The sequence below is a fragment of the Brachyspira sp. SAP_772 genome (genome assembly GCF_009755885.1).
GTDB lineage: Bacteria > Spirochaetota > Brachyspiria > Brachyspirales > Brachyspiraceae > Brachyspira.
Window position 1 is genome coordinate 26636 of sequence record NZ_VYIX01000003.1, and the last position, 26154, is coordinate 52789.

Genomic DNA, 26154 nt, shown 5'->3' on the forward strand with positions numbered 1-26154 from the left:
ATTATTACCAAGTTTCTTTAATTTTTTTAAGTATATCTTCTGTTAATTTTATAGTATTTACATCATTTTCCACAGAGACAAATCTTTTATCTTTGCCTAGTATACAATTAGCAAAATGCTCGTCTTCCAATTTTAATGGATTATCTCTGTGAATGAATACTCTTTCAATAATTGATTCTTGAGTATAATTAATTCCTATGGAAGTTTTTATTTTGCTTTCGCTGCTTGCTTGTCTGTGTATTGTGATATCTTGAGTGGCATAATCTAATATAAAATAAGCATCTTCTGTACTTATAGCTAAAGTTCTAATTTTCTCTTGTGTGATTCTGCTTGCACTTATTGTTGCTATAGTTTCATCTTCAAACTCTAATAAAGCACTTGCAATATCTTCGTTGTTTGTTCTCACTCTCTTTCCGCTTGCAGAAAATCTTATAACAGGCTTTTTCACAAGAGAAGTTACTATATCCAAATCATGAATCATTATATCAAATACAACACCTACATCTGTGATACGCGGTGTAAATGGTGCCAATCTTCTTGCTTCTATTAAATAAGGTTTTTCTATGATATGATGAAGCTCTTGAACTGCTCCGTTAAATCTTTCAACGTGTCCTACTTGAAGTATTACATTTTTTTTATTTACTATCTCTTGTAATTCTTTAGCTTGTGCATAGGTTTCTGTCATGGGCTTTTCTACTAATACATGTTTGCCTTTTTCTAATGCTTTTTTTGCTATTTCAAAATGAAACTTCGTTGGACTTGCTATTATTACTGCATCTGCATTATCTATAGCTTCATCTAAACTTTTAAATTTATCAATATTATATTTATTAGCTACTTCATTGAGATGATTTTCATCGGCATCATATATACCTGTTAAATTAATACTATCTATTTGACTCATAACATTAAGGTGAAATTGCCCCATTCTGCCTACACCTATAAGAGAAATATTTACTTTATCCATTATAATAATATCCTTTTATACACAAAAATTTAATTATAAAGATTATAATTATAATATAGTAAAATTCAATAACAAATTGATATTTTATTTAAGAATAATTGATTATATAGCATAATAAACACTTTAATATAGAAAGTTTATAAAAAATAATATATACTAATAAAAAATTAAAATTTTAGGAATATAGAATAATGGGAAGCGTATTTGGAAATAATTTGAAATTAAGCATATTTGGAGAATCTCACGGTGAGGCTATAGGCTGTGTATTGGATGGATTTCCTTATGGAATAAATATAGATAATAATTTTATAGAAAGTGAAATGGAGAGAAGAAGAGCTAAAAACAACAAACTCTCTACTACAAGGCAAGAAAGCGATAAAGTTGAAATATTATCAGGTATTTTAGACAATATAAGCACAGGTATGCCTATAGCTTCTATTATAAAAAACGAAAACAAAAGAAGCTCTGATTATTCTAATTTAAAAGTTGTGCCTAGACCATCTCATAGTGATTATACTGCTATGCTTAGATATGAAGGTTTTAATGATATAAGAGGAGGCGGGCATTTTTCTGGAAGGCTTACTGCTCCTTTAGTATTTGCTGGTGCTTTAGCTAAACTCGCTCTTAAAGAAAAGTTTGATATTAATATAGCAGGACACATAAAACAAATATACAATATAAAAGACAAATATCCTAATAATGAACTTCCAAGTTATGAGGAGTTTATAAAAAATTATGATAAAGAATTGAGTGTGTTTGATGATGATGCTATGGAGAAAATGATTAGCACAATAGAGAAAGCTAAACTTGATATGGACTCTGTGGGTGGAATTATAACGGCAGTTGCTTTTAATGTGCCTGCTGGATTTGGCGACCCTTTTTATTCTTCTATAGAGAGCAGAATTGCTTCGTCCATGTTTGCTGTACCTGCAGTAAAAGGTGTAGAGTTTGGAATTGGTTTTGATTTTGTAAACTACAAAGCAAGCGAGTGTAATGATGCATACACCATAAAAGAAAACAACAACATAAAAACTATAGAAACAAAAACTAACAATAATGGCGGAATATTGGGTGGTATTTCTAATGGAATGCCTATAGTTGTAAATGCGGCAATAAAGCCTACCCCTTCTATTTCTAAAGAGCAATTAACATTAAACATAGAAACAAAAGAAGAAGAAATTTTAACTATAAAAGGACGTCATGACCCTTGCATTGCTGTAAGGGCTGTTGCGGTTGTAGAAGCTGCACTTGCTATAAGCATACTTGATTTATGTTTGGACATGAAAGGAAAGATATATTAATTATATTTTTATAAATTATAATTATCAACTTTTTCTAACAATAAAGTTTTTTTCTTATTGGTACGCTTCGCGAAAATACAAGTGTGTTAACTTTATATATTTGGAATATGAATAAAATATAATATAATACCTGTATTTTAGGTTAGGAAATGCAGTTCTTTTGGTTCTTTTATACCAATACCGAGTAGGTGCCTATCGGCAAAAGAACTGGGGGTGCGGGGGCTAGTCCCCGAAAACAATAAAATATAAAAACTAAATTTTGACAAACTTGAAAATTTTCAATATACATTAATTAAGCTTAGAGATTAACTCTTTTTCTAAACGCCCCATTGTTTCAATGAAATCTTTTATGTTATTAAAATTATCTCCGTTTAATTTTTTTGAAGGAATTTTTAAAGCATATTTATGTATTTCGCAATTAAAATTATTATATTCATTGTTTAGCTTTCCTATAGAAGTCTTTTCTTTATAATTATCAATTTCAGTAGGATAAATAAATCCAGCCTTTTTGGCATTAAGTGTATAGGCATAAGAGACTATTTGATGTTTGTCGTTTCTGTCTATGCTTTCACTGTCTGAATAATTAAGTCTTTTGTATTTAGCATCAAGAACTATATTATTTTTATTGTCGTCTGATAATTTATAAAAATCTGGATACATCCTCCAGCCATTATTAAGAAGGTTAATGCCGTTTTTTGAATTTCTATTTTCTGCATGAATAAAATTTTCCTTGCCTAAAAAACTATTTAAATATTCTTCAAATAGCCATGCTCCGTCAAATAACAAACCATATACTGTATTATCCTCTCTTCCATACTTTAACTTTTCATGCCTTAATATTTGAATACATATTTTTCTTAATGGCTCATATTCATAATAGTAGGGGTGCGATAATTGTTTTAAGTTTTTATTTATAATGCTTTCTCTTTTATTTCTCTCGTAGCTAGGTGTAGAATAAAATATTTGATGAGTATAATCTTTTATTTCATTATCAAAATTCAAAATATATTTGTTTTTTGTGTTTATATATTCTATGGTGTGTCTTATTAATTGAGTAATATTATTATCATAGCTGTATTCTCTAGTGTTATAAGAAATTTTACCATTGAAAGGAATATTGTTTTTGATGTATCTATTAATATCAATAGTGCCTTTAACATTAGAATCATTATGTTTTATTAATTTATATTGCCTAAAAAGCCCCTGTCTTAATGCTCTCTTAAAAAAACTAATAAACATATAAATTAAAAAATCAAATGAATCATCATAATCCTTATTATGCTCCAAATTAACAACATTAAGAGAAAGCACTTTCATAAGCATGTAATGTAGAAAATAATCTTCATTATCATTGAAAGCAAATCTTGAAGAAATTTTTATTTGTGTATTATTGTAGCTAATAAAGCCCATTATATTGTTAGTGTATATACTATCATTAATAATATCAAATATTCTGCTGTCTTCTTCTAAGTCCTTACTTTTTTTAATAGAGTTAGGAAATATGATAATATTATCTTTTATAGCTGATATAGTTTTGCCTGAAATTTCTTTTATTGAGATTATATCTTCTTCTGAAATATTGTTATGTATTTCATGTTTAGTATTATCTTTTAATTTAATAATTTTATTGTTGATATTCATTTTTTATTTATACATACTAAAAATTTGTATTTTTTTTTATTGTTCTTTTTCCCGCCGCAAAAAGAACCAAAAAGTGCAAATTAATTATAATTGATATTCTTTTTTAATCAGCTTTTTCTTTTACTATAAACTTTTTTAATTCATCAAGTTTACTTTCGGCATCGGGCATACCCCTCAAGTAGTCAAACAAAAGCCCTTTCAAATGATTCTCCCACAAACTTTTAAATGCTGTTTCTTTATTATCGCTTGAACTCTTATAATAATTTTTTAACTTCAAGAAATAAGAAGCCCCTATATGATAGGAAGAATTAAATCCATCAATTTTCTCTATCGCATCGTTTAAATTATTCATTCTATCAATTGCATCTTTTTTTATACTATCATCTAAATCTTTTAATATACTCTCTTGTGTATCAATAGCCTTAACCTCTTTCCAAGCGAACCTCCTACGCATAGCAAAGTCCATACTCTCAACGCTTCTGTCAATATCATTCATAGTGCCTATTATATAAACATTCTCTGGCACAAAGAAACCATCTTCAAAATAATCATCTTCTTCTTTATTAATTAAATTATTATATTGTGTTTTTACTTTTCCTTTAATGCCTCTATATCCGGGGTCTATAGCAAAGAATAACTCACCGAAAATTTTTGAAATCTCTCCTCTATTTATTTCATCTATAATGAATACAAAATTTTTCTTTTCAATTTTTTCTACAGTATTATTATCATTTAATTCTTTTTCTATTTCATAATTATATTTTTCATAGAATGCTCTCAAAAAACCGTAAAAATATGTAATACGAGATTCAAATCCAAATGCATCTATTAACATTCTTCTATCCCATTCACTAATGGATTTACTAATAAATATTTTATATAATCTAATCATACCATCTAAACTTTTTTTAATATTATGATTACTTTTAGTATCAATATCAAATGATATAGTTGTATCATCCAACAATTCTATTTCTTTTATAGATGCTACTTTTCTTTTAGGATCAATAGAATTTAGTTTAAATAGTTTTTCCTGTGATTGATCAATTTCATTTCCAATATCTTCTACAAATTTGAGTAAATTATTTTTTATAATAGCATCTTCATTCAATTCTGAAATATCTTTTTGACTGTCAATTAAATTTTTAAGTGCCTTTTTACAAAACTCTTTAAAAACACCGTCCTTTCTTTCAAATACAATATTTCCATTATTATTAATAGGTCTTAACCCCTCAACAAAATCGGTATAATCATAAGAAGGGTGAAACTGCACAAATCCATAATCTGTTTCTTTAAAATTGATATTTTCCATTTCTCCTTCTAACAACTTAACGTTTTCTAACAATATCATTCTAATTATATATGAATCTATATCATTTAAATTGTCATCAAAGAATTTCTTTATATTTTTATTTAATTCATATATATTATCATTATCTTTTTCTATACCAAATATATTACATATGTTAATCATATCTTTTTTAGGCATCATAGGAAAATATGTATATGGGTGATATGTATTATATATTTTTATTGCTAAATAATGATTACGCTTATTAAATACAGAATCTTGATTATCATAATCTTCTGTATTAGCCATGTTATATAATTCTTCGCCTATTTCTTTTATAAGTTCATTATCAGGCTTATCCGTTTCATTTACTATATTACCTGTTTTTTTATCATAATATAAAATATAATATCTAGAACCTCCTATAGAAAAATTATCTAATAATTTTCTATCAAGCCCGAATTCAATCCAATAACAAAAAGAATTATTATCTCCTCTGCCTATAGCATAATCATCTATACTTATATTTTTCAAACTATCCATAGGAAATTTCTTTATAAACTCTTCTCTTAATTTATCACCTTGTTTTTTTAAATCATCTAAACGCTCTTTATTTTTATTATAATACTCTCTTATAAACTCTTTATAATCTTTAATATTTTCATTATCCTTCATCATTTCTTTTGCTATATCTTTAGCCAAATAAGTTTTTCCTGTACCCGGTGCCCCTGTGAGTATGAGGTTATAATCTTCTTTTAAAAGTTTAACATATTCTTCCATACACTTATCCTTTTTAATATTGAAAACATTTAAAATCTTCAAAAACTCTCTTATTACTTTTTTATCATATTCATTACTTTTATTTAATTCATATATTGCTGGAGGTGTCTGATTACTTTCATTTGTACAATTTTTATCCCATGATATTTTTTCTTTTATACGAGTAAATTTTTTTAATTTTCTTGCCTGTATATAACGGTCTTGATAATTATAATGATAAGAATCAGAATCAACAATACCAACAAAATAATCTTTTCTTTCCCAATTTACTCTTAAACTTATTATTATAATATCTCCTAACTTTACATCATTTTCAAATTTCGCTCCTAATGGCTTATCTTCTTTCCAGCCCATTAAAGCAACATTGTCTTTTTCCATCATATTAATAAAATTTTTAATAGGATGCTCTTTTGGCTTAGCTAAAACATTTGGACTAATTACCCAATATCTCATATATTACTCATTAAAATAAAATTATATTATTTAAGTATATAAAGATTATTTTTTTAATCAATAAACTATATTACACTTTAAAAAAACAAACATATTTACTTATATACCCATATATAGTATAATAAAATAAAAAACATAAGGAGAATATATGTGAGGAGTAGCTTGCTTAATCGGTCTGATTATAGCTGGAATTATTAGCTTAATTGATAAAATAAAAGGAAAAAAAGAGTAAATTATCTATATTTATTTAATAATTCATCTATTAATTTAATTTTATCTTTATTTTTTATATGATAAAATTTGCCTATTGTAGTAGGAAAATAATCTTCTTCTTTTAATTTATATATTTTCACTTTAGCAGCTATCACCCAATTAGAAACATTAACTCTCTCAATTTCATTTTTATTAAATTTAATATTGAAGTTGTCAAGAGAATCGGAATCAGTTAAAGCCTCAGCAACGGCAACCGCAGTTAAACCATCGGCTATCATTATTTTACTGCCTTTTAAAAATTTTTTCTCTTTTACTTTTTCAGCTCCAGCCTTCACTTCAGCAAATACAATGTTATGATTATAAAATATATCTAAAAGTTTAATCTCTCCATGCTCCCCTCTCCTGCTTCCAAATTTCACATACTGCATATTATTTGTTCTCCTTAAATTTATTATCTAATCAATTTATATCATCACAAACAAGAAACCTATCCTTACCGCTTAAATCTTTTTTTACTAATACATTTTTTATATTAAGAGAATCGCATATATCAATTAATGCCTCTCCCTGATCATAGCCTATTTCAAAAAAGAAAGCCCCATTATCTTTTAAATATTTTTTTATTACACTTAAAAAACTCTTATAAAAATCAAGCCCATCATAACCGGAATATAATGAATTTTGAGGCTCGAAGTCTAAATCTTTCTGAAGAGAATCTTTATCTCTTAATGGCACATAAGGAGCATTTGAAACAATTATATCGAATCTTGTTTCTGGCGTAAAAGTTAAAGCATCAGTATTTATTATATTAATAGATTTTTCATCACCCAATATACTAATAGCATTTTTCTTTATAACTCCAAAAGCACTTTGGCTAATTTCAATAGTTGTAATATCAATATTTTTGTTTTGCTCTAAAAATATTTTTTTTAATGTTATTGCTATGTTTCCGCTTCCGCCTCCAATGTCGCATATTGAAATATTATTTTTATCTTTCGTATAATCTAATACCAAATCAATAAGCTCTTCAGTTTCTGGTCTTGGTATTAATACATTATTATCCACATAAAAATTAAACCCGTAAAACTCTTTTTTATTTATAATATAGGAAATAGGCTCATAATTAAGCCTTCTTTCAATTAATTCTTCTATATTATTAATCTCTTCTTGAGTTAATTCTCTTAATGCATCCGTTATCAATTTGATTTTATTTATATTTAAAACATGCATTATAATAGTTTGTGCTTCTATATAAGAAACTTTATAATCATCATTTATTTTTTCTAATATTTTAGCATATTTTACCAAAGCATCATTAATATTCATTGTATCTATTCACTTTATCAAACTTTTAATTTAGAATCTGTATTATATAGAATTATAGCAAAGTTTATAAATAGTGTCTATATAATTTTTTAACATATTTCTAATAATTAATCTAATAATTATTGTACCTATCAATATACAACATTTTTATTTTAAATAAACATTGTGAAAAATTACTAGAATTTATAAAAAAATATTGTATAATTTATATACTGCTTTATTTTTTTGAAAAAATTACTATATTATAAGTAGAGACGTTTGATAATTTTTCTAGGTAGTGTTGATAATTAAAATTTATGAGAAATTAATCGAAAATATATAGTAGTATTAGTAAAACGAAAAATTAGAGTAATACAAATATAGAGGTTGTTTTTTTATGAAAAGAATACATAGTTTATCAGTAAAAGTACCAATTATGGTTAGTTCTATTATAGTAGTAACTGTATTGGTATTATCTATCATACTTACAATTGCTGCTTCTAGAGGTATAAGAAATGCTACTTTAAATGGCTTTCAAACTACAGTACAAGGTTATGCTTCAACTATAGAATTAGTACTGCATGAACAGCTTATGCTTATTCAAACATATTCAAAAAGTACTGCTTTTCAAAATTTTATCACTAATTATAATGATCCAGAAGCACAAAATAATTTGCAAAGAGTGTTAAAAAACTATAATGATATTAACTACTATTCAACAAATACAGGTATAGCTACTGTTGATGGTATTATATTAGCAGATAGTTCTGACCCTAAATTGCTAGGAGTTTCACTTGCTGAGATACATCCTGAACTTTATCAAGATATAGTAAAAAATAATTATGATTTTAAGTTTGATAATATAATAAAGAAATCATTAACTACAGGCAGAAATTCTTTACTTCTAATGGGCGGTATAAAAGATGATGTTGGCAATGTACTTGGTATAGCATATATAAATTTAGATATAGATAAAGTAAATAACTCTTTCATTAAATCTTTACCTCTTCAAGGAAGTGAAAGATTAACAGTAGCAAATCATGATAAAATGGTATTATTATCATCTGATGATGAGTTTGTTGGAGTTACTTTATCCCCTGTATACGATGTTATTAAAACACAAGATAAAGGTATTATAGCTTCTTATAAAAGTGTTAATACATCAACAGCAAGAACATCAGCATATAATGCTATAAATGGAGTTCCTTGGTCTGTAATACTTGCTAAAAATGATTCTGATATATATAGTCAAATTTATAGTATTATTGCACAATCTGTTATTATAGGTGTAGCATTTATAATAATAGCTTCTGTTTTAGTGTTATTATATATTAGAAGTATTACTAATCCTTTACAAAAAATTATAAAAATATCTAAAGAAATATCTAAAGGAGATTTAACTAATACAGACCAAACAATACATAGAAAAGATGAACTTGGAGAATTGGCAGATTCATTTTCTACAATGCGTCATGAACTTGTAAACATCATAGTAAGAGTAAGAGATTCAGTAGAAAAGATTACTAACAGTGCACAAGAGCTTTCACAGGGAAGTAATGATTTATCACATAGAACAGAATCTCAGGCAGCAAGCCTAGAAGAGACAGCAAGCTCTATGGAACAAATGGCTTCTACTATAAAATCTTCTACAGACCAATCAGTACAAGGTAATAGAATGATGGTTGAATCTAGACAGTCTATAGAAAGTGCCGGAGATATTATACTTGAAACTACAAAAAATATAGAAGAAGTTTATGATGCTAGTGCCAAAATTAAAGATATTACTAATATAATAGAAAACATAGCATTCCAAACAAATATACTTGCTTTGAACGCTGCGGTAGAGGCTGCACGTGCTGGGGATCAGGGTAAAGGTTTTGCGGTTGTTGCTAGTGAGGTTAGAAACTTGGCTCAAACTACTCAATCTTCCGTAAAAGATATTACAAACTTGGTGGATAACGCTTATGATAAAATCAATAAAGCTACCGAATCTGCTAGAACTTCTCAAGAGATATTTAATGATCTTAGAGTAAAAATAGATGAAACAGCTAGAATAATGCAAGACATTAGCTCTACTGCTGTAGAACAACAAACTGGTGTTGATCAAGTTAATAGGGCTGTTGCTGATATGGATAGTGTTACTCAGCAAAATGCTGCTTTAGTAGAAGAGTCATATGCAGCTACTATGTCTTTATCTAATCAGGCACAAGAACTTTATGAGGCTATGAAATTCTTTAAAATAGATAAAGATGAATAATTATAAAATACTATAATATCAGTAATAAGTGCTTCATAAAGCATTTATTACTGTGAAAATAAAAAATTTATTTTTAATATATAGGTGCTTTTATGGAAGTTATTTATCTTTATGCTTTAATTATTTTAGGTGTATTATTTGCCACATTGGTGCTTCTAAAAACATTAATACTTAATAAAGATAAAGTAAAAAAACCAAAAGCATTAAAAAAACGTATAGAAGAATTAAATAAAAGAATTAAAAAAAATCAATATGACTATGATGCTATAAATCAGCTTGCTAATATAGAAGAAGAATTTGGAAGCAAAGAAAAAGCATTAGAACTATATAAAATAGCATTAGATGGAAACTTCTTTTCAGATAAAGATAAAATAGAAATATATAAAAAATTAGAAAGTATTTGTGAAGAATTAGGCGATATACAACAAGCGTTTAAATATACTTTAATTATAAACAAAGAAGAGCCTGAAAATAAATATTATTATATAAAAATAGCACACACTCTAGTAGAAGAAGGTTATTTTAAACTAGCATATGAATACTATCATAGAGCTTTAGTATTAAAATCAGAATTTTCTATAGATGATTTTAAATATGCTGCTTTTTCTGCTTTTCAGTTAAAAGATTATAAAAGAACAATTATTTATTTAGAAAAATTGTATAAAAAAATGTGTAAAGACATAAATCAATATAAAACTGATATTGCTAAATTGATGCAGTCTTTGGTTTCTATATATATACTTTCTGATGAAATTAATATTGCTAAATCTTTTATAGAAGAAGCTTTTATATATAAAGCTATAGATAGTGATAATAGACTTTATATGAATAAAATTTATTTATTTATATTATATAAATTGGATGATAATAAAAAATTCAATGAAATATATAATAAATTAATAGACATGTATAAAATAAATAATGATTCTATAGACCTTGCTGATTTAATATTTGATTATGGTTTTTATAGTTATTTCTTAAAAGATATAAAATCTTCTATTAGATATTTTAATATAATAAAATCTTTCAATATAGAATTGTATAGTGTTTTCAATATTAATGAAATATTAGAATATTTAAAAAATGTAGAAATAGCTAATTCTCAATTAACAAAACTATATGAAGAAAAAAAGATATATGATTCAAAATATAAAAATGATAATTTTGAAAACTATATTAAAAAAGAATATATAGATAATTGGGAAAGAGCTATTAATTTATGGGAAAGCTCATTTATACATTTAGACTATATATCTAATCTAGTAGAACTCAAAAAAACTATGAATATAGACGAAGTATTGAAAGAGTTTAAACTATATGATTTGCCAAATTATAATACACAAGACCATCAAAAAACTACTGTAGCTTCAAATAAAATTGAGAAAATATTTAGCTTAAGTTTTTCTGATTTCAAAAAGATTTGTCAAAATATAATATTATCAAAACTTTCATATACCATAGTGCAAGAATATATAGACAGTGCCGATAAAATAAAAGGAGATGAAATAGATTATTTAGCATACAATAATAAAATGGCAAGAGTTGAACTTACTTTAATATCTTTCAAAAGATGGAATAAGGTAGATATAGGTGAATTAAGTATTAGAGATTTCTTTATGAAAGTACAAGAATCTGGAGCTAAAAATGGAATATTAATTGTTACTGCTGAATTAACTAGAAGTGCTAGAAGTTATGTTTCTCATAATGAAAGTATTACTGTATATTCTAAAAATCAATTTAACAATTTACTTAAAGGAGAAATATTCTAAAAAATAATTATATATACTTTTAGAGTCTGTTTATGGAAAATATTTACATTTATGTCTTTATATTTCTACTGCTATTATTATTTATTATAGCCTTATATTTATTTATAAGTAATAATATTTATAAAAGAAATAGTGCATCTGATAGAAATATTATTGCTGAATTAAATAAAAAACTATTAAAAAATCCAAATGATTATAATACTATTTATAAGTTGGCATTAATTAAAGATGAGAATGGAGATATTCTTGATGCTCTAAAAAAATATGAGTTTCTTATATCTGTTAATTATTTTAATGATAATGAAAAAATTAAAATATATAAGAGAATAGAAAGCATATGCACCGAATTAGATTATAAAGATGAAGCTTTTAAATATTCTGTGATTATCACAAATCTAGAGCCAACTAATATACATTATTTAGTAAAAGTGGCTTATACGTTATTTAATGAAAAAAAATATCAATTAGCATGTAATTATTTTAATAAAGCCATTATGTCTAGGAAGGAGTTTAATATAGATGAACTTAAAGCTGCAATATATTCTTATTATGATATAAAAAATTATGATAAAGCTATTGCTTTCTTAGAAGATTTGGATAAAAGAATAAAAAAAGATTCTGTAAATTTTCAAAATGAATTAATAGAAATTAGAAAGACTTTAATATCTATATATTTATTTACTGATAAACTTCAATATGCTATAGAATATATAGAAGGACTTTTAAATGAATCTAATAATGTAGATAGAAATTTATTAATTTATTATAATAGAATGTATTTATTTGTATTACATAAATTTGGAGACAAAAAGAAGTTTAAAGATGTATATAAGAAAATAAAGACAACATTAAAAACAGATGAATTAGAATCTACAAATGAAGAATTAATTTTTGATTATGGATTTTACTCATATTTTTTAGGATATATAGAAGATGCTATAAAATATTTTGAGACAATTAATAAATTTAGTTCCAACATATTAAAAACATATAAAATAAGCGAAGTTTTAATATATTTATATCAAGTTTACAGAGCTAATTTGCAAGTTAATAGAGGAAACCGCAAATTAGATAATATTTATGAACATCAATATTATGAAGATTATGTACAAAAAGAAAATCTCAATGAATGGGAAGACACTGTAGAGATTTGGGAGAATAGTTTTACTAATTTTGAATATATTAATACTTTAGCTCCAACAAATAATGAAAACTCAATAGATGTAGATAATATATTATTAAATCTAAAAGTTACTCATAATATTAAATTTGACAATAAAACAAGAACAACATCTAGTAATTCAAACAATAATATTGTAGATAAAATATATAATTTAAGTTTTAATGATTTTAAAAAGTTATGCAGAAATATAATAACCAATAAACTTTCTTATACTATAGTACAAGAGTTTATAGATAATCCAGATGACAATATAGATGAAATTGATTATCTTGCATATGATAATGAAACTGGAAAATATAATTTAACATTTATTTCTATTAAACGATGGCAAAATACTAATATAGGAGAATTAATATTAAGGGATTTTATTGTAAAAGTAAAAGATTCTGGTGCTAAAAGAGGGGTATTAATAGTACCTGTAGAATTAACAAAAAGTGCCAAAAGTTATGCTGTACATAGTGAAATTGTTACAATATATTCTAGAAGCCAATTAAACAATTTACTAAAGGGAACAGTATTTTGAATGATTCTCAAAACAAAAAATTAAACTTCTACATTTATAGAATTAAACTCTTTTACATAAAAAATTTGGGATACTACTTTGCAATTTATTGTCACTAAATCAGCCAAAATCTTTACGCTATATATACTTCCACCATCTTTGATAATTTTTCTATAGTTATGAATAGTCATTATAATTTAGTATATATTCTAAATATAGTAAGTTATAGTTGGATTTTCAAATTTGTATTAATTATTTATATTATTTTCAAAATCATATTTTAGTTTTTTTTAATATAGTTTTAATTCACTATGTAAAGCTTTATAAAAATTGTCATTTTCTCCCAATTTTTCTTTTATAATATTATTTAGAATATAATTGAAATTTATAGAATTGATTATATGGTCAGTTTTTATATTTTTATAAAAGTTATAAAATATATAAAAAATTATATCCTTTATTATTATTTTATAATCTTTATTGTCTTTGAATTTATTTAGAACAATTATTAGAGCATTCATTTCACGAAATTCTATAACTAATTTTTGTGGCACATAGAAATCCGCTAAATTCGATCCTTTATCAATATAAGAATTCAAATTATTAATTTTATCAAAAATAGCTTCATTTACTTTTTCTGATTCATTATTTATGTTTACTTCTTTTAGATAGCTATCTAATGCTATTAGATATGATATATAGTAATAAGGTCTATTAATACAAATTTCAATTAAATCATTTATTTCTGTTATATCCAATTTTCCAGCAATATAACAGCTTATGAAAAATAAATTACAATTTTTATAACTTATATTATTATCATTACTTATACCGTTTTTATTAAGTTCGTATAATATCTTTTTAACATTAGTTGCATATTTAAATAATGCTATAATCATTAATAAATTTAAATTATCAATGTAAAAATATGCATCTTTATATAATATAATGTTATTTAAATACAAATCAATATATCCATCATCTATTAAAAAATGATAGTCTTTTAATGTATTATCAAAAATATCAAAATTGGTTAATTTAGAAAAATAATCATAATCAAATTTTTTTATATATATTTTATCAATAAAAGATATATATTCAAAAATTACTTTTTTATTATCTAAATTCTTATACTGATCTTTATATACATGTTCAATGCAATATTTTAATAACTCTCTTAATTTATTAAGATATTTATTTTTATTATTAGAAAAAACAAAAAATTTAAATATATTTACTATAAAAGTATAATTAGTATTAATATTATTTATTTTTATTGCTTTATCAAGTACTATATCTGTTATTATAGAGTTATTTTCTAGAAAAATTATATTATATTTTTCTAAAGAATTATATATATCTATTATATAACTTGTAATATCATAGATATTATCGTTAGTTTGTAATACCTCTTTAATAGCTTCACTTAAATTTTCTTTTAATTTATCATTATCAAAAATTGAGAAATAATCTGAAATATTTTTTATATTTTCACTATTATTGAATGTATTAAAATTATCAATTAATTCAATAAAAGCATCCTTATCAGGAATTTGCATTTTATAATATATAATATTAATATATTCTATCAATTTATCTAAATCAATTTTATTTTTATCAAGAATTTTATTATATATAGTACCTAATTTATTTTTTATATGGTTATTTTTTTCATTACCATTATTTTTGTATATTTTTATTAATTCTAATAACTTTTTTTCATTATTAAATATTTGTGCTGATGATACAAATAAAGATGCCATAAAAAATATTTCTTCATTATAAGCCTCATTTTTTAAATATTTGTTATCGCTTTTATTTTTCGTATTTTGTAATAAATCAATATTTGAATAATAATTTATCTTTATTTGATTTATTAACTTTTTTATCTCTCTAGGTGTATAATCCATATTCATTTTACCTTATATCAGTATTATCTTCTTTAAAAAAGTCTAACAATAAATATATTTGATCCAAGTTTTTAATTTCTTTAATAATGTTATTATCAAAATTATTAAACAGTTCTTTTTTAAAGTAGGTGCCAACTAAAAAATTATTCATCTCTGGTATACTTACTTCATAAGGACTTAATTTATCATAAAATGAATTATCTACACTACTATTATTTTTACCTATATTTTTTTTATCAACAGCCAATATAAACCAAATATTAATATTATCATCTTTTTTCTGCATGCATTCTATAAAAGTATATAATGATGAAATAAATTTTTCTTCTTCATCTTTTGAAAGCCTATCCATATTGTCTACTACAATAACAACATCTTTATCAAAGAAGTCAGAATATAGACTATAAAATTTTTTTACAAATTGTTTAAATTGATAAGGAGTTAAATCTTTCCCTTCTTCATATTCTGAATAACTATCTGAGGAACCATATAAAAAAGGAAATAATATTTTAACAATATAATTTTTAAACATAAATGATATTAGTAATATAATAAGAAATAATATATAGTAATGTTGACTATTAAAATTTATATTATTAAGTGGGCTATTTTTTATATAAGTTAATATAGGAATTCCTATAAATACGAAACAATATATTAATATTGTAATAAAATTAATATTTGATTTTACGTTTTTTTCAATAGTATCTATATCCTTTAATAATTTATCAAGAGGATTTTTTAAATGATCAGCATACTTCCCTTTTTTTATTTTACCTCTTTGATCTAATACATTTCTAAATAGACATCTTAAAAACTCTTTCTTTAAAACATTTTCAGGAGCATTCCATGCATCTATTGTTATAAATATTTTATCTTTTTCATTTTCTCTAATAAGTTTTTGTATTATTGTAGTTTTACCTGACCCTCTCACTCCACTTAATAATATTACTTTTCTTAATACATTTTTATTATTATCAATTATATTTAAAATACTATTACATGTTTGTTTATGAGGTAATGAATTATCTGGGTTTTCAGCTGGGGATTCATCTAATAATTTTATAGCATTTTTATCAGGCATAAATAAGTCTCACACTATTATATTTTTATTATACATCAAAATAAAAAAGAGTTCCATAAATTAACATGAAACTCTTTTATAAATAATTATTATATATTAATTATTCGCTTAAAATCTTTCTCAAAACTTCATTAACAAGTTTAGGGTTACCCTGACCTTTAGTAGCTTTCATTGTTTGCCCTACTAAGAAACCAAATGATTTTTCTTTACCTGCTTTGAAATCTGCTACTGATTTAGGATTTTCTTCTAAAACTTTTCTAATTATTGTTTCAAGTTCACCAGTATCGCTTACTTGTTTAATTCCTTTTTTCTCAACTATAGCCGAAGGAGCTTCTCCTGTTTCACACATATCTTCAAAAATCTCTTTCGCTATTTTACCGCTTATAACATTCTCATCTATAAGTTTAAATATTTCAGCAATATGTTCTGGTTTTGGTTTGAATTCTTTTATAGTTAGAAGTTTTTTGTTTAAGTATGCATTAACTTCAACCATTATCCAGTTGCTTATTTTCTTAGGCTGTTTAGGATAAGCTTTTACTGCTGCCTCATAATAATCAGCTAAAGCAGCATCTTCTGTTAATACAACTATATCCTGATCCGGTAAATCATAATCTTTTTTTAGTCTCTCACGTTTTTGCTGAGGAAGTTCTGGAAGCTCTTTTTTAGCCTGCTCAATCTCTTCATCTTTAAGAACTAAAAGAGGTATATCAGGGTCTGGGAAATATCTATAATCTGCAGCACCCTCTTTTGAACGCATTCCTTTAGTAGTGTTTTCTTTAGCATCATAAAGTCTTGTCTCTTGTAAGATTTTCTCTCCATTGTTAAGAGCTTTTATTTGTCTTTTGATTTCATAGTCAATAGCAAGTCTTACATTTCTAAAACTGTTCATATTTTTAACTTCAGTTTTAGTTCCAAGTTCTGTGCTTCCTTTTGGTCTTATAGAAACGTTAGCATCGCATCTTAAAGAACCCTCTTCCATATTACAATCAGAAACATCAATATATTTAAAAATCTTTTTAAGCTCTGTTAAATATTGATAAGCCTCTTCACCTGTAGAAATATCAGGCTCGCTTACACATTCTATCAAACAACAACCAGCACGGTTTAAATCTACATAACTTAAAGGTCTTCCAGTATCATCATGCACAAGTTTACCAGCATCTTCTTCCATGTGTATTCTGTTTATTCTTATGCTTTTATTGTATGAAGAACCATCTTCATTAAGTACAGTTATATCAAGATGACCTTCTGTACAGATTGGTTCATCCATTTGAGTAATCTGATAGTAAGAAGGCAAATCTGGGTAGAAATAATGTTTTCTAGCAAATCTGCTTTTCTTTTGAATAGTGCAGTTAGTAGCAAGTCCTGCTTTAATAGTTTTATGCACCATTTCTTTATTAACTATAGGCAAAGTACCGGGGTGAGCCTGACATCTTGGACAAGTAAGAGTGTTTGCAGGAGCACCGAAAGTGTTTGGGCATGAACAGAATGCTTTTGTTTTTGTATTAAGCTGAACATGCACTTCTAATCCTATGACTGCTTCATATTCCATATTTATTAATCCTAATTTTAAAATTATTATCTGCTATATTTTATACGAATTTAATTTTTTTTCAATATATTAAAAAAATATTTGATATAATCCATTAAGCTTCAACAAAATTGACAAAGCATATAATATTGTTATAATTATTAAAAAGCCAACCTAGCTCAGTTGGCAGAGCAACGCATTCGTAATGCGTGGGTCGTGGGTTCGATCCCCATGGTTGGCTTTTATATTTGTAAAATATTTTTTATAATTAATTTATCAATAAAAAAATATAACAATAAAACATAATATGAAAGAATTTGAACTTATAGAAAAAATAAAACAACTGTCAAATAACCACAATAAAACTTCAAACATCAATATCGGCGATGATTGTGCTGTGTTAAGAAATATTAGTGATGAAAAAGATATTCTAGTAACAACAGATATATTAGTTGAAAACATACATTTTAGCCTTAAATATTATTCTTTTTATGATGTTGGATATAAATCAGCACAAGTTAATATTAGCGATATTATATGTAAAGGTGCTTTTCCTAAGAGTGTGTTTGTGTCATTATCTATACCAAAAAACATTACAGAAGAAAATATTTTAAAATGGTATGATGGTTTTTTGGAAGCATGCAAACCATATAACATAGAAATTGCAGGAGGAGACACCACTAGTTCAAACAATGATTTTTTTATATCTATAACATTAATTGGTGAAATAGAAAAAAATAAATCAATACTTAGAAGCAATTCAAAAGATAATGACAATATTTATGTTTTAGGAATTGTTGGTGAAAGTGACTGGGGTCTAAAAAAACTATTATCTGGCAACTACAGCTATGATGATGAAAGTGTAAAAACCCATTTAAGACCAAAACTTTTCTTTAATGAATGGCAAGAGATAATAAAAAAATACAAAATAAACTCTTCTATAGATATTAGTGATGGACTGTTACAAGATTTATCTCATATAGCAGAGAAGTCTAATTTGTATGCTAAAGTATTTGAAGATTCTAATTGGCAAAAGGTTAATAGATTTTTTGATGGCAGCAAAGAAGTATTAAACTCAATACTCACAGGCGGAGAAGATTATGCTGTGTTATTTACCACTCAAGATAATATAGAAGAAAAAGACAATCTTATAAAAATAGGAAAAATGACATCATCAAAAGAAGATAATAGAGTTTCATTTATAGATAAAAATAATAAAACAGTAAATTTTAAATATAAAGGATATACTCATATTTAAAACTTACTATCAGCAATTTTATCTAATGCATATTTTTTGTATTTTTCTCTAAGAGTGATAGAAGGTATCCACCAAGCCACAGAAAACACTTTTTTCTTTATAGATTCTATCTTGTCTATATAAACTTTATAATCATCATAAGTTTTCATTACATAAACATTGTATGAATAGAATGCATGTTTTTTTCTATCTATTTCAACATCAAGTTTTTTTATTAAGTTATGACAGAGTTTATAAAACTCATCTTTATTCTCTGCTTTATAATTATTAAAAGTATGAAGCAAAGAAAAGAAATTATAATAATTACAATCTATAAGCAAATCTTTTTTATTTTCTTTATAATAATTAAAAACATTTTCAAAAACTTCTAATATCGCTAAAGGCATATTTTTAGTGTAAGAGATATTACCTATTAAAGAAGTGCTCCTTTGTAAATAATAATATTTTGCGTTATTGTTATAACATATTTTTGGATTATAAACTAAAAACCTATAAAACATATCCACATCTTCAGCTAATCTATATTTTGAATAAAGTAATTTATGTTCTATTAAAAAATTTTTCTTATATAATTTATTCCAAGCAACAACTAAAGGATATTCTGGAGTATTTTCTTTTTCTGTAGTATTAACATTAAAATTACTAATACCTTCAATGTAGGAGTTTTTAAATTTCTTCTTCCAAATATTTAATCTGTTATGATAATAAGGCTTTATATTATTAGTAGCTTCATTAAAAGTATATATATTATTTGTAAAAACTATGTCAGCATCACTTTTTAAAGCAGTATTATATAACTCTTCAATAAAGTTCTCAGATACAAAATCATCAGAATCTATAAATGAAATATAATCTGCATTGCTTTCTAATAAACCGCTATTTCTTGCAAAACCTAAACCTTGATTTTCCTTATGATTAATAATTTTTACTCTATTGTCTTTATTTATATATTCTTTAATAATATTTTCTGAGTTGTCAGTAGAACAATCATTAACACAAATTATTTCTATATCTTTTAATGTTTGATTAATCACACTATCCAAACATTTTCTTAAATATTTTTCAACATTATAAATTGGTAAAACAACAGAAACTTTAGGCATTAAAAACATCTCCTATTATTTATAATTAGCATATATACTTACTATTTTTAGTAAAACCTCAACCATCTTCTCCAAAGACTGAACAGGAATATACTCAAATCTACTATGGGCATTTTCTCCTCCAGTAGAAAGATTAGGACAAGGAAGATTTCTAAACGATAACCTAGCACCATCAGTGCCTCCTCTAATAGGAACTTGTTTTTCTTTTATACCGCATTCATTAAAAGCTATTTTAGCATTTTCTATTAAATGCATATGAGGAAGTATTTTTTCTTTCATATTGTAGTAACTATCTTTAAGCTTAACTACAAATGTGTTTTCACCATACTTTTTATTTAGAAACTCACAAATATTTTTTATAAACTCTTTTTTATTTTCAAACTTTTCTCTGTCATGATCTCTTATTATATATTCAAGCTTAGCATTTTCTTCATTGCCTTCTATATATGATAAATGATAAAAACCTTCATAATTTTCTGTATACTCTGGCTTTTCGTTTTGCGGAAGCATGCCATTAAACTCCATAGCAAGTAATATGGCATTTTTCATTTTGTTTTTAGCATAACCCGGATGAACATTAACCCCATTAACAACTATATTACAAGAAGCAGCATTAAAGTTCTCGTATTCTATCTCTCCTAATTCTCCGCCGTCTATAGTATATGCAAAATCAGCTCCAAACCCTTCAACATTAAAATGCTCTATACCAGAACCTATTTCTTCATCTGGAGTAAATGCTATTTTTATCTCTCCATGCTCTATACTTTTATCTTTCATTATAGTTTCAACCATAGTCATAATCTCAGCAATACCAGCCTTGTCATCAGCACCCAAAAGTGTTGTACCGTCTGTTACTATTAAATCAGAGCCTATATATTTATTTAAATTAAGAAAATCTTTTACACTAAATATTATGTTTTTTTCTTTGTTTAATATTATGTCTTTACCATCATAATTTTTGATTATATTAGCCTTTATATCCTTGCCGCTAACATCTTCAACAGTATCCAAATGAGCAATAAAACCTATTTTGGCTTTATCCTCTTTTCCCTTAGTTGCAGGAATTGCAGCATATACAAAAGATTTCTCATCAATATAAGAATTATCAACTCCTAAATCTTTTAACTCTTTTAATAAATATTCAGCAAACACTCTCTGCCCAATAGAGCTTGGTGTTTCATTTTCATTGGCAGACGATGATGAAGTGTCAAAAGCAGTGTATTTTATAAATCTTTCATAAGCTTTCATAATATTATCCTAAAAATTAATATTTATATATTATCAAAAAAGAGTAAATATTCAATATTTAATTGATATTTTAATTTCTTTATGTTATATTTGCTAAATTAATAAATTATGGGTAAAATTATGAAAAAATATTTGTCTTTAGTTATTATCATTTTTAATGTTTTTAATGCATTATACAGTCAAACAACAAACATACAAACAACAAATACAAACTCTGGTAAATATGGAATTTTAAGTGCATCATTAGAATTAATAGCATATGGAAGAATGAGTGATTTAATAGAACAAACAGGAAATGAAGATACATTAGGGGTACTTCTTTATGGAGATTTGCACTATATAAAAGAATATAAATATGCATCTATTGAAGCAAATATAAATGCTAGATTTTATGAACCTTTATCTCATAAAGCTAGATTTTATAAAGATATGTCTCCTCCTGTTGTTGATTTTTCTAAAATGAATCTATTTGTAAATTTCAAATATATTGGAGTAAGAGCTGGGGTATTAGAACCATACACAAAAAATATACCTATGACTTCATATTTCCCTACACTATTTTATTTTCACACAGTAAGCAGCAACAAAGCAACTATATTATCAGGACCAAGAGATATGCCTATAGGTTATGAAACGCAATTTATACCAAGATACGATACAGGTCTTATGATAGAGTCATCGTTCTATGGAGTATTCATTGGAATTGGTGTGGTCAATGGTGAAATGGGGCTTGACCCTAACTCTTCTAAAGGATTAATGGCTAAAATATCCTATAGTAACGATTATATTAATACTGGTGTTGCAGGTATAGTAAGTCAGCTTGGATCAATACCTATAAAAGAATATGGAGATAGTATTAATGCTTTTTTCTATTTTAAAAATGGCAAAAATGGAAGATTTACAGTAGGAATAGAAGGATTTTGGTTTAGACATGGAATAATGAGATACAATGAATATTCACCGGGAAACGAAAATAATAATCCTCACAATTATAATGGAGGATACTATACAGATTTCTCTATTCAAACATTTGATGGCAATAAACCTTATTATGCTATGAGCGGTTTTCTTTTCTTTGAGGCGAGAAGATTATGGATTATAGATATTACAGCACATGTTGGAGTGCATGATAATAATATTTATTCAAACAGTGAAGATATTTTTCAGCCTAAATATAGAGCATTTTTAAAACTTACTTTTAATGTTACAGAAGATTTTAAAATTATGGTTTCAGATACATTTACATATGACCCTGTATATAAAAATAATTATCAATATTATGAGCTTGAAAATAGAAATCAAGTTGGCGTAATTTCATATAATGAAAAAAACGGTCATTACACTGTAGACAATGATTTTTATATAGGTTTGAGTTTTAAATTTGGTGGAGTTTGGGGTAAATAAATATAATTAAGAAACAAAATTATCAATTTCTTTTAAAATATTTTCTCTTAAGATGTTTCTTTTTGTTTTAATTTCTTTTAGAATATCCAATGCAAGAGAAGCATCTTTGAGAGATTTTCTTATCTGCCAAAAGCCGCTGTCCCAAAGAGATATTTTAAATTTATCTGCATTAACTTTTTCTATATTAGTATAAAAATATTTATAAAGCTCTTTTGAAATATCAATTAAATCTTTAGCTTCTTTTGTGAAAGAAATATTTTTTAAATAATCATATACAAATCTGCTTTCTCCATCATAACTAAAAAAACTATTATTGCAAAAAACTTCTTTATAATCAAACGGATAAAAATGATTAATTATTTTATAATATTTGTTATTATAAAAAATATTATCCATAGCAGAGGTTTGATTGGAAGTAGAAAATAAGCTCCACACTATAGAGTCATTTTTAAAATCATCAGAAAAACTTTTTTTTGGAATAATAAATTGATCACTTCCATTAAGCCAATTAACTTTTACACTTCTTCTAACGGCATGTATAATCATAGCTTTTTCAAAATTTTCTTTTGTGATAGAAAGAGAACCTGCAGAAGCCTGAGGAGCAGAAAATATTGCTGTGAGATTTTGTTTTTGTAAATCGCTTCCGCAGCTCATAAGTGAACCTATAAAACCATCGCATATTTTGTTTCTTATGTCTTTTCCATTTTCTTTTACAACTATAGCAGATGATAAAGGCACAAATGATGATGTTGTTCTTATTCTCTTTATCCATTTATTTAACAGTTCTTCTCTAGAAACCACGCTATAATTTTTTTTAGTTTTTAATTCTCCATTATCATTAAGTATATCTAATACTATATTTTCTTTTTTTATGTTAAACAATTTTGAAACTTTCCATATTATAAAACTCACAGGAAAGGGAGTTGTTTTTGAAGTGTTATCAAAATTAGAAGAAGAGAATATAAAACCATTCATAAACTTATAATTACAAACATTGTTTCTAAACTTTTCATTATTGTTTGATTTTATATAATTTGTTTTAGAAAATATTGCTAAATAAACTTCTCTATATAAAAACTCTCTGTATATTCTAAACATAAACTGAGCATAAAGCTCTCTCGAAGATTCTCCTAATTTTTCGGCGTGCATAATATCTCTTATTTTGCTAATACTCACATTTTTTTTGCTTTTTGAATTTGTGCCTGCAACTTGACTTGTAGCATATGGAGGGTTTATAAATATTAACCATTTTAAGTTTTTATTATTTAAGTCTTTTATTAATTTTTTTGGAAGCTTTTGATAGTTAAAAATATTTTCTGAAACAACTATATCATCATTCAAATAATCATATTGAAATAAACAAACTCCTCTGAACTTTTTCTTGCAATAATCAATATCTTTTTCATCTATTGTAGACATATACAAATATTTATACAATTCTTTATCTAAATAATATTCTAAATTCCCTCTTCCAGATGCCATATCCCATATTCTATAATTGCCGCTTTTTAATTCATCTATAGAAATAACACTATTTATATACTCTAAAGACTTTTTGGCAAATATCAAAGGTGTATAAAACTCACCTAAATATCTTTTTTTGGAATTATATTCACTCATATTATAATATCTGTGTAAATTGTGTTTCTTTAGATTTTTTATTATCTATCTCGATTATCTCTTTTTCATCATCTTTATCATTATAATTATAAGAAATCGTTATAGACAAAGTTTCAGCCTCTTCTTTAGAAAAATAACCCATTATGTTTGCAGATTTTAACACTACTTCTTTTATGTTCTCAACTTCCCCATAAAGCTCTAAATAACCAAAAGGCCCCTTATTATAATTTGGTCTAAATGTAATAGCGTTTTTTCTCTCTCTTTTTTCTAATGCATCATTTTCATTTTCATTTCTTCCAAGTATAAGTTTTGCATTATCATCAATTCTTATATGCCTTCCTATAGCTAAATACTGCATAAGCTCCATATTAACAATATCTCTTCCATTATGAGAAACTAGCTCCTCGTATCTTCTTCCATAATTTTTATCAACTATAGAACAGCACCCGCCAGAAGGAATAGGATAATCATCTATACCAAACTCTTTAGCAAGCTCCATCTGTACATGCCTGCTTCGTCCATATATATCATAAAGATTTTCTCTGTTTATAAGCCCCTCGCTTTCTGCTATTGTGATTGGAAGAAGCTTTGCAGATAATGGTCTTAAAAGTTTGCCCTCAAGTCCGCTTTCTCTTATAGAATTAATTAAGTCTTGAGATTTTTGACTCATAGGTCTTTGCCCTTTAACTTCTCCAGTAGCAATAAAATCAAATCCCTCTTCTTCCATTATATTTTTAGCAGTTTTAAGCATAAGTATATGGCAATCCAAACAAGGATTAATAGAACTTCCATAACCATATTTTGGATTTAAAAACATATCAATATATTTATCTTTCAAAGAAACAAATCTTATTGGAATATTAAGAAAATCGGCAGCCTTTTTAGCAGGGTCATTATAATGTATATTCATAAGCTCATTTTTAATTACAGGGTATTCAAGCCCTGTAACGAATCTTACAGCAAGAACATCAATATTTTCTCTTTTTAATATAGCCCCCACAAGCATACTATCAAGACCGCCTGAAAGAAGCAAAATAGCCTTAGCTTTTTTCATTTACATTTACCTTTATTTTAATAATTTTTTTGAGTATATACTAAAATTTTCAAATTTGTCAATTTTTTAATGTTCTTTTTCCCGCCGCAAAAAGAACCAAAAAGTGCAAATATTTAGACTTTATATTTTAATAATATATATAATCTAAAATAATATCTATATCTTTGAATAAAAATGCAGTTCTTTTGCTTCTTTTATACCAATACCGAAGGCACTTCCTACGGTCGTAAAAGAAGTGGGGGCGTGTACCCTATGGGCACGCTTTGCAGGGGGCTAGTCC

At 25.5% G+C, this 26154-nt stretch carries 18 protein-coding genes and 1 tRNA gene; 7 read left to right on the forward strand and 12 right to left on the reverse strand.

Annotation, left to right across the window (positions count from 1 at the left end; genetic code table 11):
* Positions 1–4: 4 nt before the first annotated feature.
* Entirely contained in the window at positions 5–967 is a 963-nt protein-coding gene (locus GQX97_RS09870) for a Gfo/Idh/MocA family protein (protein ID WP_157151789.1), read from the reverse strand.
* 191 nt (positions 968–1158) lie between these two features.
* Between GQX97_RS09870 and aroC the strand changes: the two genes are divergently transcribed.
* A complete protein-coding gene (gene aroC, locus GQX97_RS09875) occupies positions 1159–2268 on the forward strand; it encodes a chorismate synthase (RefSeq protein WP_157151790.1) in 1110 nt (369 codons plus the stop codon).
* A gap of 288 nt (positions 2269–2556) precedes the next feature.
* On the opposite strand, the gene GQX97_RS09880 is transcribed toward aroC, so the two are convergent.
* The 4 genes from GQX97_RS09880 to prmC form a co-directional block, all read right to left on the reverse strand.
* Positions 2557–3909 carry an McrC family protein gene (locus tag GQX97_RS09880; protein WP_157151791.1) on the reverse strand — a complete coding sequence of 451 codons (1353 nt, stop codon included), beginning with the start codon at positions 3907–3909 and terminating at the stop codon, positions 2557–2559.
* Between the two features lie 103 nt (positions 3910–4012).
* The gene (locus GQX97_RS14980; RefSeq protein ID WP_232473325.1) at positions 4013–6433 is read right to left on the reverse strand and encodes an AAA family ATPase; all 2421 of its coding nucleotides are present in this window, start codon (positions 6431–6433) and stop codon (positions 4013–4015) included.
* A 233-nt stretch (positions 6434–6666) separates the two neighbouring features.
* A complete protein-coding gene (locus GQX97_RS09895) occupies positions 6667–7074 on the reverse strand; it encodes an ATPase (protein ID WP_157151792.1) in 408 nt (135 codons plus the stop codon).
* Positions 7075–7105: 31 nt separating this feature from the next.
* Entirely contained in the window at positions 7106–7972 is an 867-nt protein-coding gene (gene prmC / locus GQX97_RS09900; RefSeq protein ID WP_157151793.1) for a peptide chain release factor N(5)-glutamine methyltransferase, read from the reverse strand.
* A gap of 376 nt (positions 7973–8348) precedes the next feature.
* Between prmC and GQX97_RS09905 the strand changes: the two genes are divergently transcribed.
* The 3 genes from GQX97_RS09905 to GQX97_RS09915 all read left to right on the forward strand — a co-directional run bounded on the left by GQX97_RS09905 (position 8349) and on the right by GQX97_RS09915 (position 13683).
* Positions 8349–10208 (forward strand): methyl-accepting chemotaxis protein, encoded by a 1860-nt coding sequence (locus GQX97_RS09905; protein WP_157151794.1) that lies wholly within the window; start codon positions 8349–8351, stop codon positions 10206–10208.
* A gap of 92 nt (positions 10209–10300) precedes the next feature.
* The gene (locus GQX97_RS09910; protein ID WP_157151795.1) at positions 10301–11977 is read left to right on the forward strand and encodes a restriction endonuclease; all 1677 of its coding nucleotides are present in this window, start codon (positions 10301–10303) and stop codon (positions 11975–11977) included.
* Positions 11978–12009: 32 nt separating this feature from the next.
* Positions 12010–13683, forward strand: a complete 1674-nt coding sequence (locus GQX97_RS09915) for a restriction endonuclease (RefSeq protein ID WP_157151796.1) — start codon at positions 12010–12012, stop codon at positions 13681–13683.
* Positions 13684–13952: 269 nt separating this feature from the next.
* On the opposite strand, the gene GQX97_RS09920 is transcribed toward GQX97_RS09915, so the two are convergent.
* The 3 genes from GQX97_RS09920 to gatB all read right to left on the reverse strand — a co-directional run bounded on the left by GQX97_RS09920 (position 13953) and on the right by gatB (position 18208).
* Complete coding sequence (locus GQX97_RS09920) at positions 13953–15572, reverse strand: hypothetical protein (RefSeq protein ID WP_157151797.1); 1620 nt, start codon at positions 15570–15572, stop codon at positions 13953–13955.
* Between the two features lie 7 nt (positions 15573–15579).
* Complete coding sequence (locus GQX97_RS09925) at positions 15580–16656, reverse strand: P-loop NTPase fold protein (protein WP_157151798.1); 1077 nt, start codon at positions 16654–16656, stop codon at positions 15580–15582.
* A gap of 100 nt (positions 16657–16756) precedes the next feature.
* A complete protein-coding gene (gatB, locus tag GQX97_RS09930; protein WP_157151799.1) occupies positions 16757–18208 on the reverse strand; it encodes an Asp-tRNA(Asn)/Glu-tRNA(Gln) amidotransferase subunit GatB in 1452 nt (483 codons plus the stop codon).
* 147 nt (positions 18209–18355) lie between these two features.
* Between gatB and GQX97_RS09935 the strand changes: the two genes are divergently transcribed.
* A tRNA-Thr gene (locus GQX97_RS09935) sits at positions 18356–18428 on the forward strand.
* A gap of 66 nt (positions 18429–18494) precedes the next feature.
* Positions 18495–19445 (forward strand): thiamine-phosphate kinase, encoded by a 951-nt coding sequence (gene thiL / locus GQX97_RS09940; RefSeq protein ID WP_157151800.1) that lies wholly within the window; start codon positions 18495–18497, stop codon positions 19443–19445.
* Here thiL and GQX97_RS09945 read toward each other — a convergent pair.
* The gene (locus GQX97_RS09945; RefSeq protein WP_157151801.1) at positions 19442–20548 is read right to left on the reverse strand and encodes a glycosyltransferase family 2 protein; all 1107 of its coding nucleotides are present in this window, start codon (positions 20546–20548) and stop codon (positions 19442–19444) included. The two genes, thiL and GQX97_RS09945, sit on opposite strands and share 4 nt — an antisense overlap.
* 15 nt (positions 20549–20563) lie before the next feature.
* Complete coding sequence (gene pepT / locus GQX97_RS09950; protein ID WP_157151802.1) at positions 20564–21796, reverse strand: peptidase T; 1233 nt, start codon at positions 21794–21796, stop codon at positions 20564–20566.
* Positions 21797–21904: 108 nt separating this feature from the next.
* Between pepT and GQX97_RS09955 the strand changes: the two genes are divergently transcribed.
* Positions 21905–23200 (forward strand): hypothetical protein, encoded by a 1296-nt coding sequence (locus tag GQX97_RS09955; protein WP_157151803.1) that lies wholly within the window; start codon positions 21905–21907, stop codon positions 23198–23200.
* A gap of 6 nt (positions 23201–23206) precedes the next feature.
* Here GQX97_RS09955 and GQX97_RS09960 read toward each other — a convergent pair whose 3' ends face one another.
* Together GQX97_RS09960 and GQX97_RS09965 are read right to left on the reverse strand one after the other, a co-directional pair.
* Positions 23207–24820 carry a hypothetical protein gene (locus tag GQX97_RS09960; protein WP_157151804.1) on the reverse strand — a complete coding sequence of 538 codons (1614 nt, stop codon included), beginning with the start codon at positions 24818–24820 and terminating at the stop codon, positions 23207–23209.
* Position 24821: 1 nt separating this feature from the next.
* A complete protein-coding gene (locus GQX97_RS09965; protein WP_157151805.1) occupies positions 24822–25874 on the reverse strand; it encodes a thiamine biosynthesis protein in 1053 nt (350 codons plus the stop codon).
* Positions 25875–26154: the final 280 nt, after the last annotated feature.

Excerpts from the sequence above, each read along its gene's own strand:
- GQX97_RS09905 (WP_157151794.1), top strand. The coding sequence starts at position 8,349 with ATGAAAAGAATACATAGTTTATCAGTAAAAGTACCAATTATGGTTAGT.
- aroC (WP_157151790.1), top strand. The coding sequence starts at position 1,159 with ATGGGAAGCGTATTTGGAAATAATTTGAAATTAAGCATATTTGGAGAA.
- GQX97_RS09955 (WP_157151803.1), top strand. The coding sequence starts at position 21,905 with ATGGGTAAAATTATGAAAAAATATTTGTCTTTAGTTATTATCATTTTT.
- pepT (WP_157151802.1), bottom strand. The coding sequence starts at position 21,796 with ATGAAAGCTTATGAAAGATTTATAAAATACACTGCTTTTGACACTTCA.
- GQX97_RS09910 (WP_157151795.1), top strand. The coding sequence starts at position 10,301 with ATGGAAGTTATTTATCTTTATGCTTTAATTATTTTAGGTGTATTATTT.
- GQX97_RS09960 (WP_157151804.1), bottom strand. The coding sequence starts at position 24,820 with ATGAGTGAATATAATTCCAAAAAAAGATATTTAGGTGAGTTTTATACA.
- thiL (WP_157151800.1), top strand. The coding sequence starts at position 18,495 with ATGAAAGAATTTGAACTTATAGAAAAAATAAAACAACTGTCAAATAAC.
- GQX97_RS09945 (WP_157151801.1), bottom strand. The coding sequence starts at position 20,548 with ATGCCTAAAGTTTCTGTTGTTTTACCAATTTATAATGTTGAAAAATAT.
- gatB (WP_157151799.1), bottom strand. The coding sequence starts at position 18,208 with ATGGAATATGAAGCAGTCATAGGATTAGAAGTGCATGTTCAGCTTAAT.
- prmC (WP_157151793.1), bottom strand. The coding sequence starts at position 7,972 with ATGAATATTAATGATGCTTTGGTAAAATATGCTAAAATATTAGAAAAA.
- GQX97_RS09880 (WP_157151791.1), bottom strand. The coding sequence starts at position 3,909 with ATGAATATCAACAATAAAATTATTAAATTAAAAGATAATACTAAACAT.
- GQX97_RS09920 (WP_157151797.1), bottom strand. The coding sequence starts at position 15,572 with ATGGATTATACACCTAGAGAGATAAAAAAGTTAATAAATCAAATAAAG.
- GQX97_RS14980 (WP_232473325.1), bottom strand. The coding sequence starts at position 6,433 with ATGAGATATTGGGTAATTAGTCCAAATGTTTTAGCTAAGCCAAAAGAG.
- GQX97_RS09915 (WP_157151796.1), top strand. The coding sequence starts at position 12,010 with ATGGAAAATATTTACATTTATGTCTTTATATTTCTACTGCTATTATTA.
- GQX97_RS09965 (WP_157151805.1), bottom strand. The coding sequence starts at position 25,874 with ATGAAAAAAGCTAAGGCTATTTTGCTTCTTTCAGGCGGTCTTGATAGT.
- GQX97_RS09895 (WP_157151792.1), bottom strand. The coding sequence starts at position 7,074 with ATGCAGTATGTGAAATTTGGAAGCAGGAGAGGGGAGCATGGAGAGATT.
- GQX97_RS09870 (WP_157151789.1), bottom strand. The coding sequence starts at position 967 with ATGGATAAAGTAAATATTTCTCTTATAGGTGTAGGCAGAATGGGGCAA.
- GQX97_RS09925 (WP_157151798.1), bottom strand. The coding sequence starts at position 16,656 with ATGCCTGATAAAAATGCTATAAAATTATTAGATGAATCCCCAGCTGAA.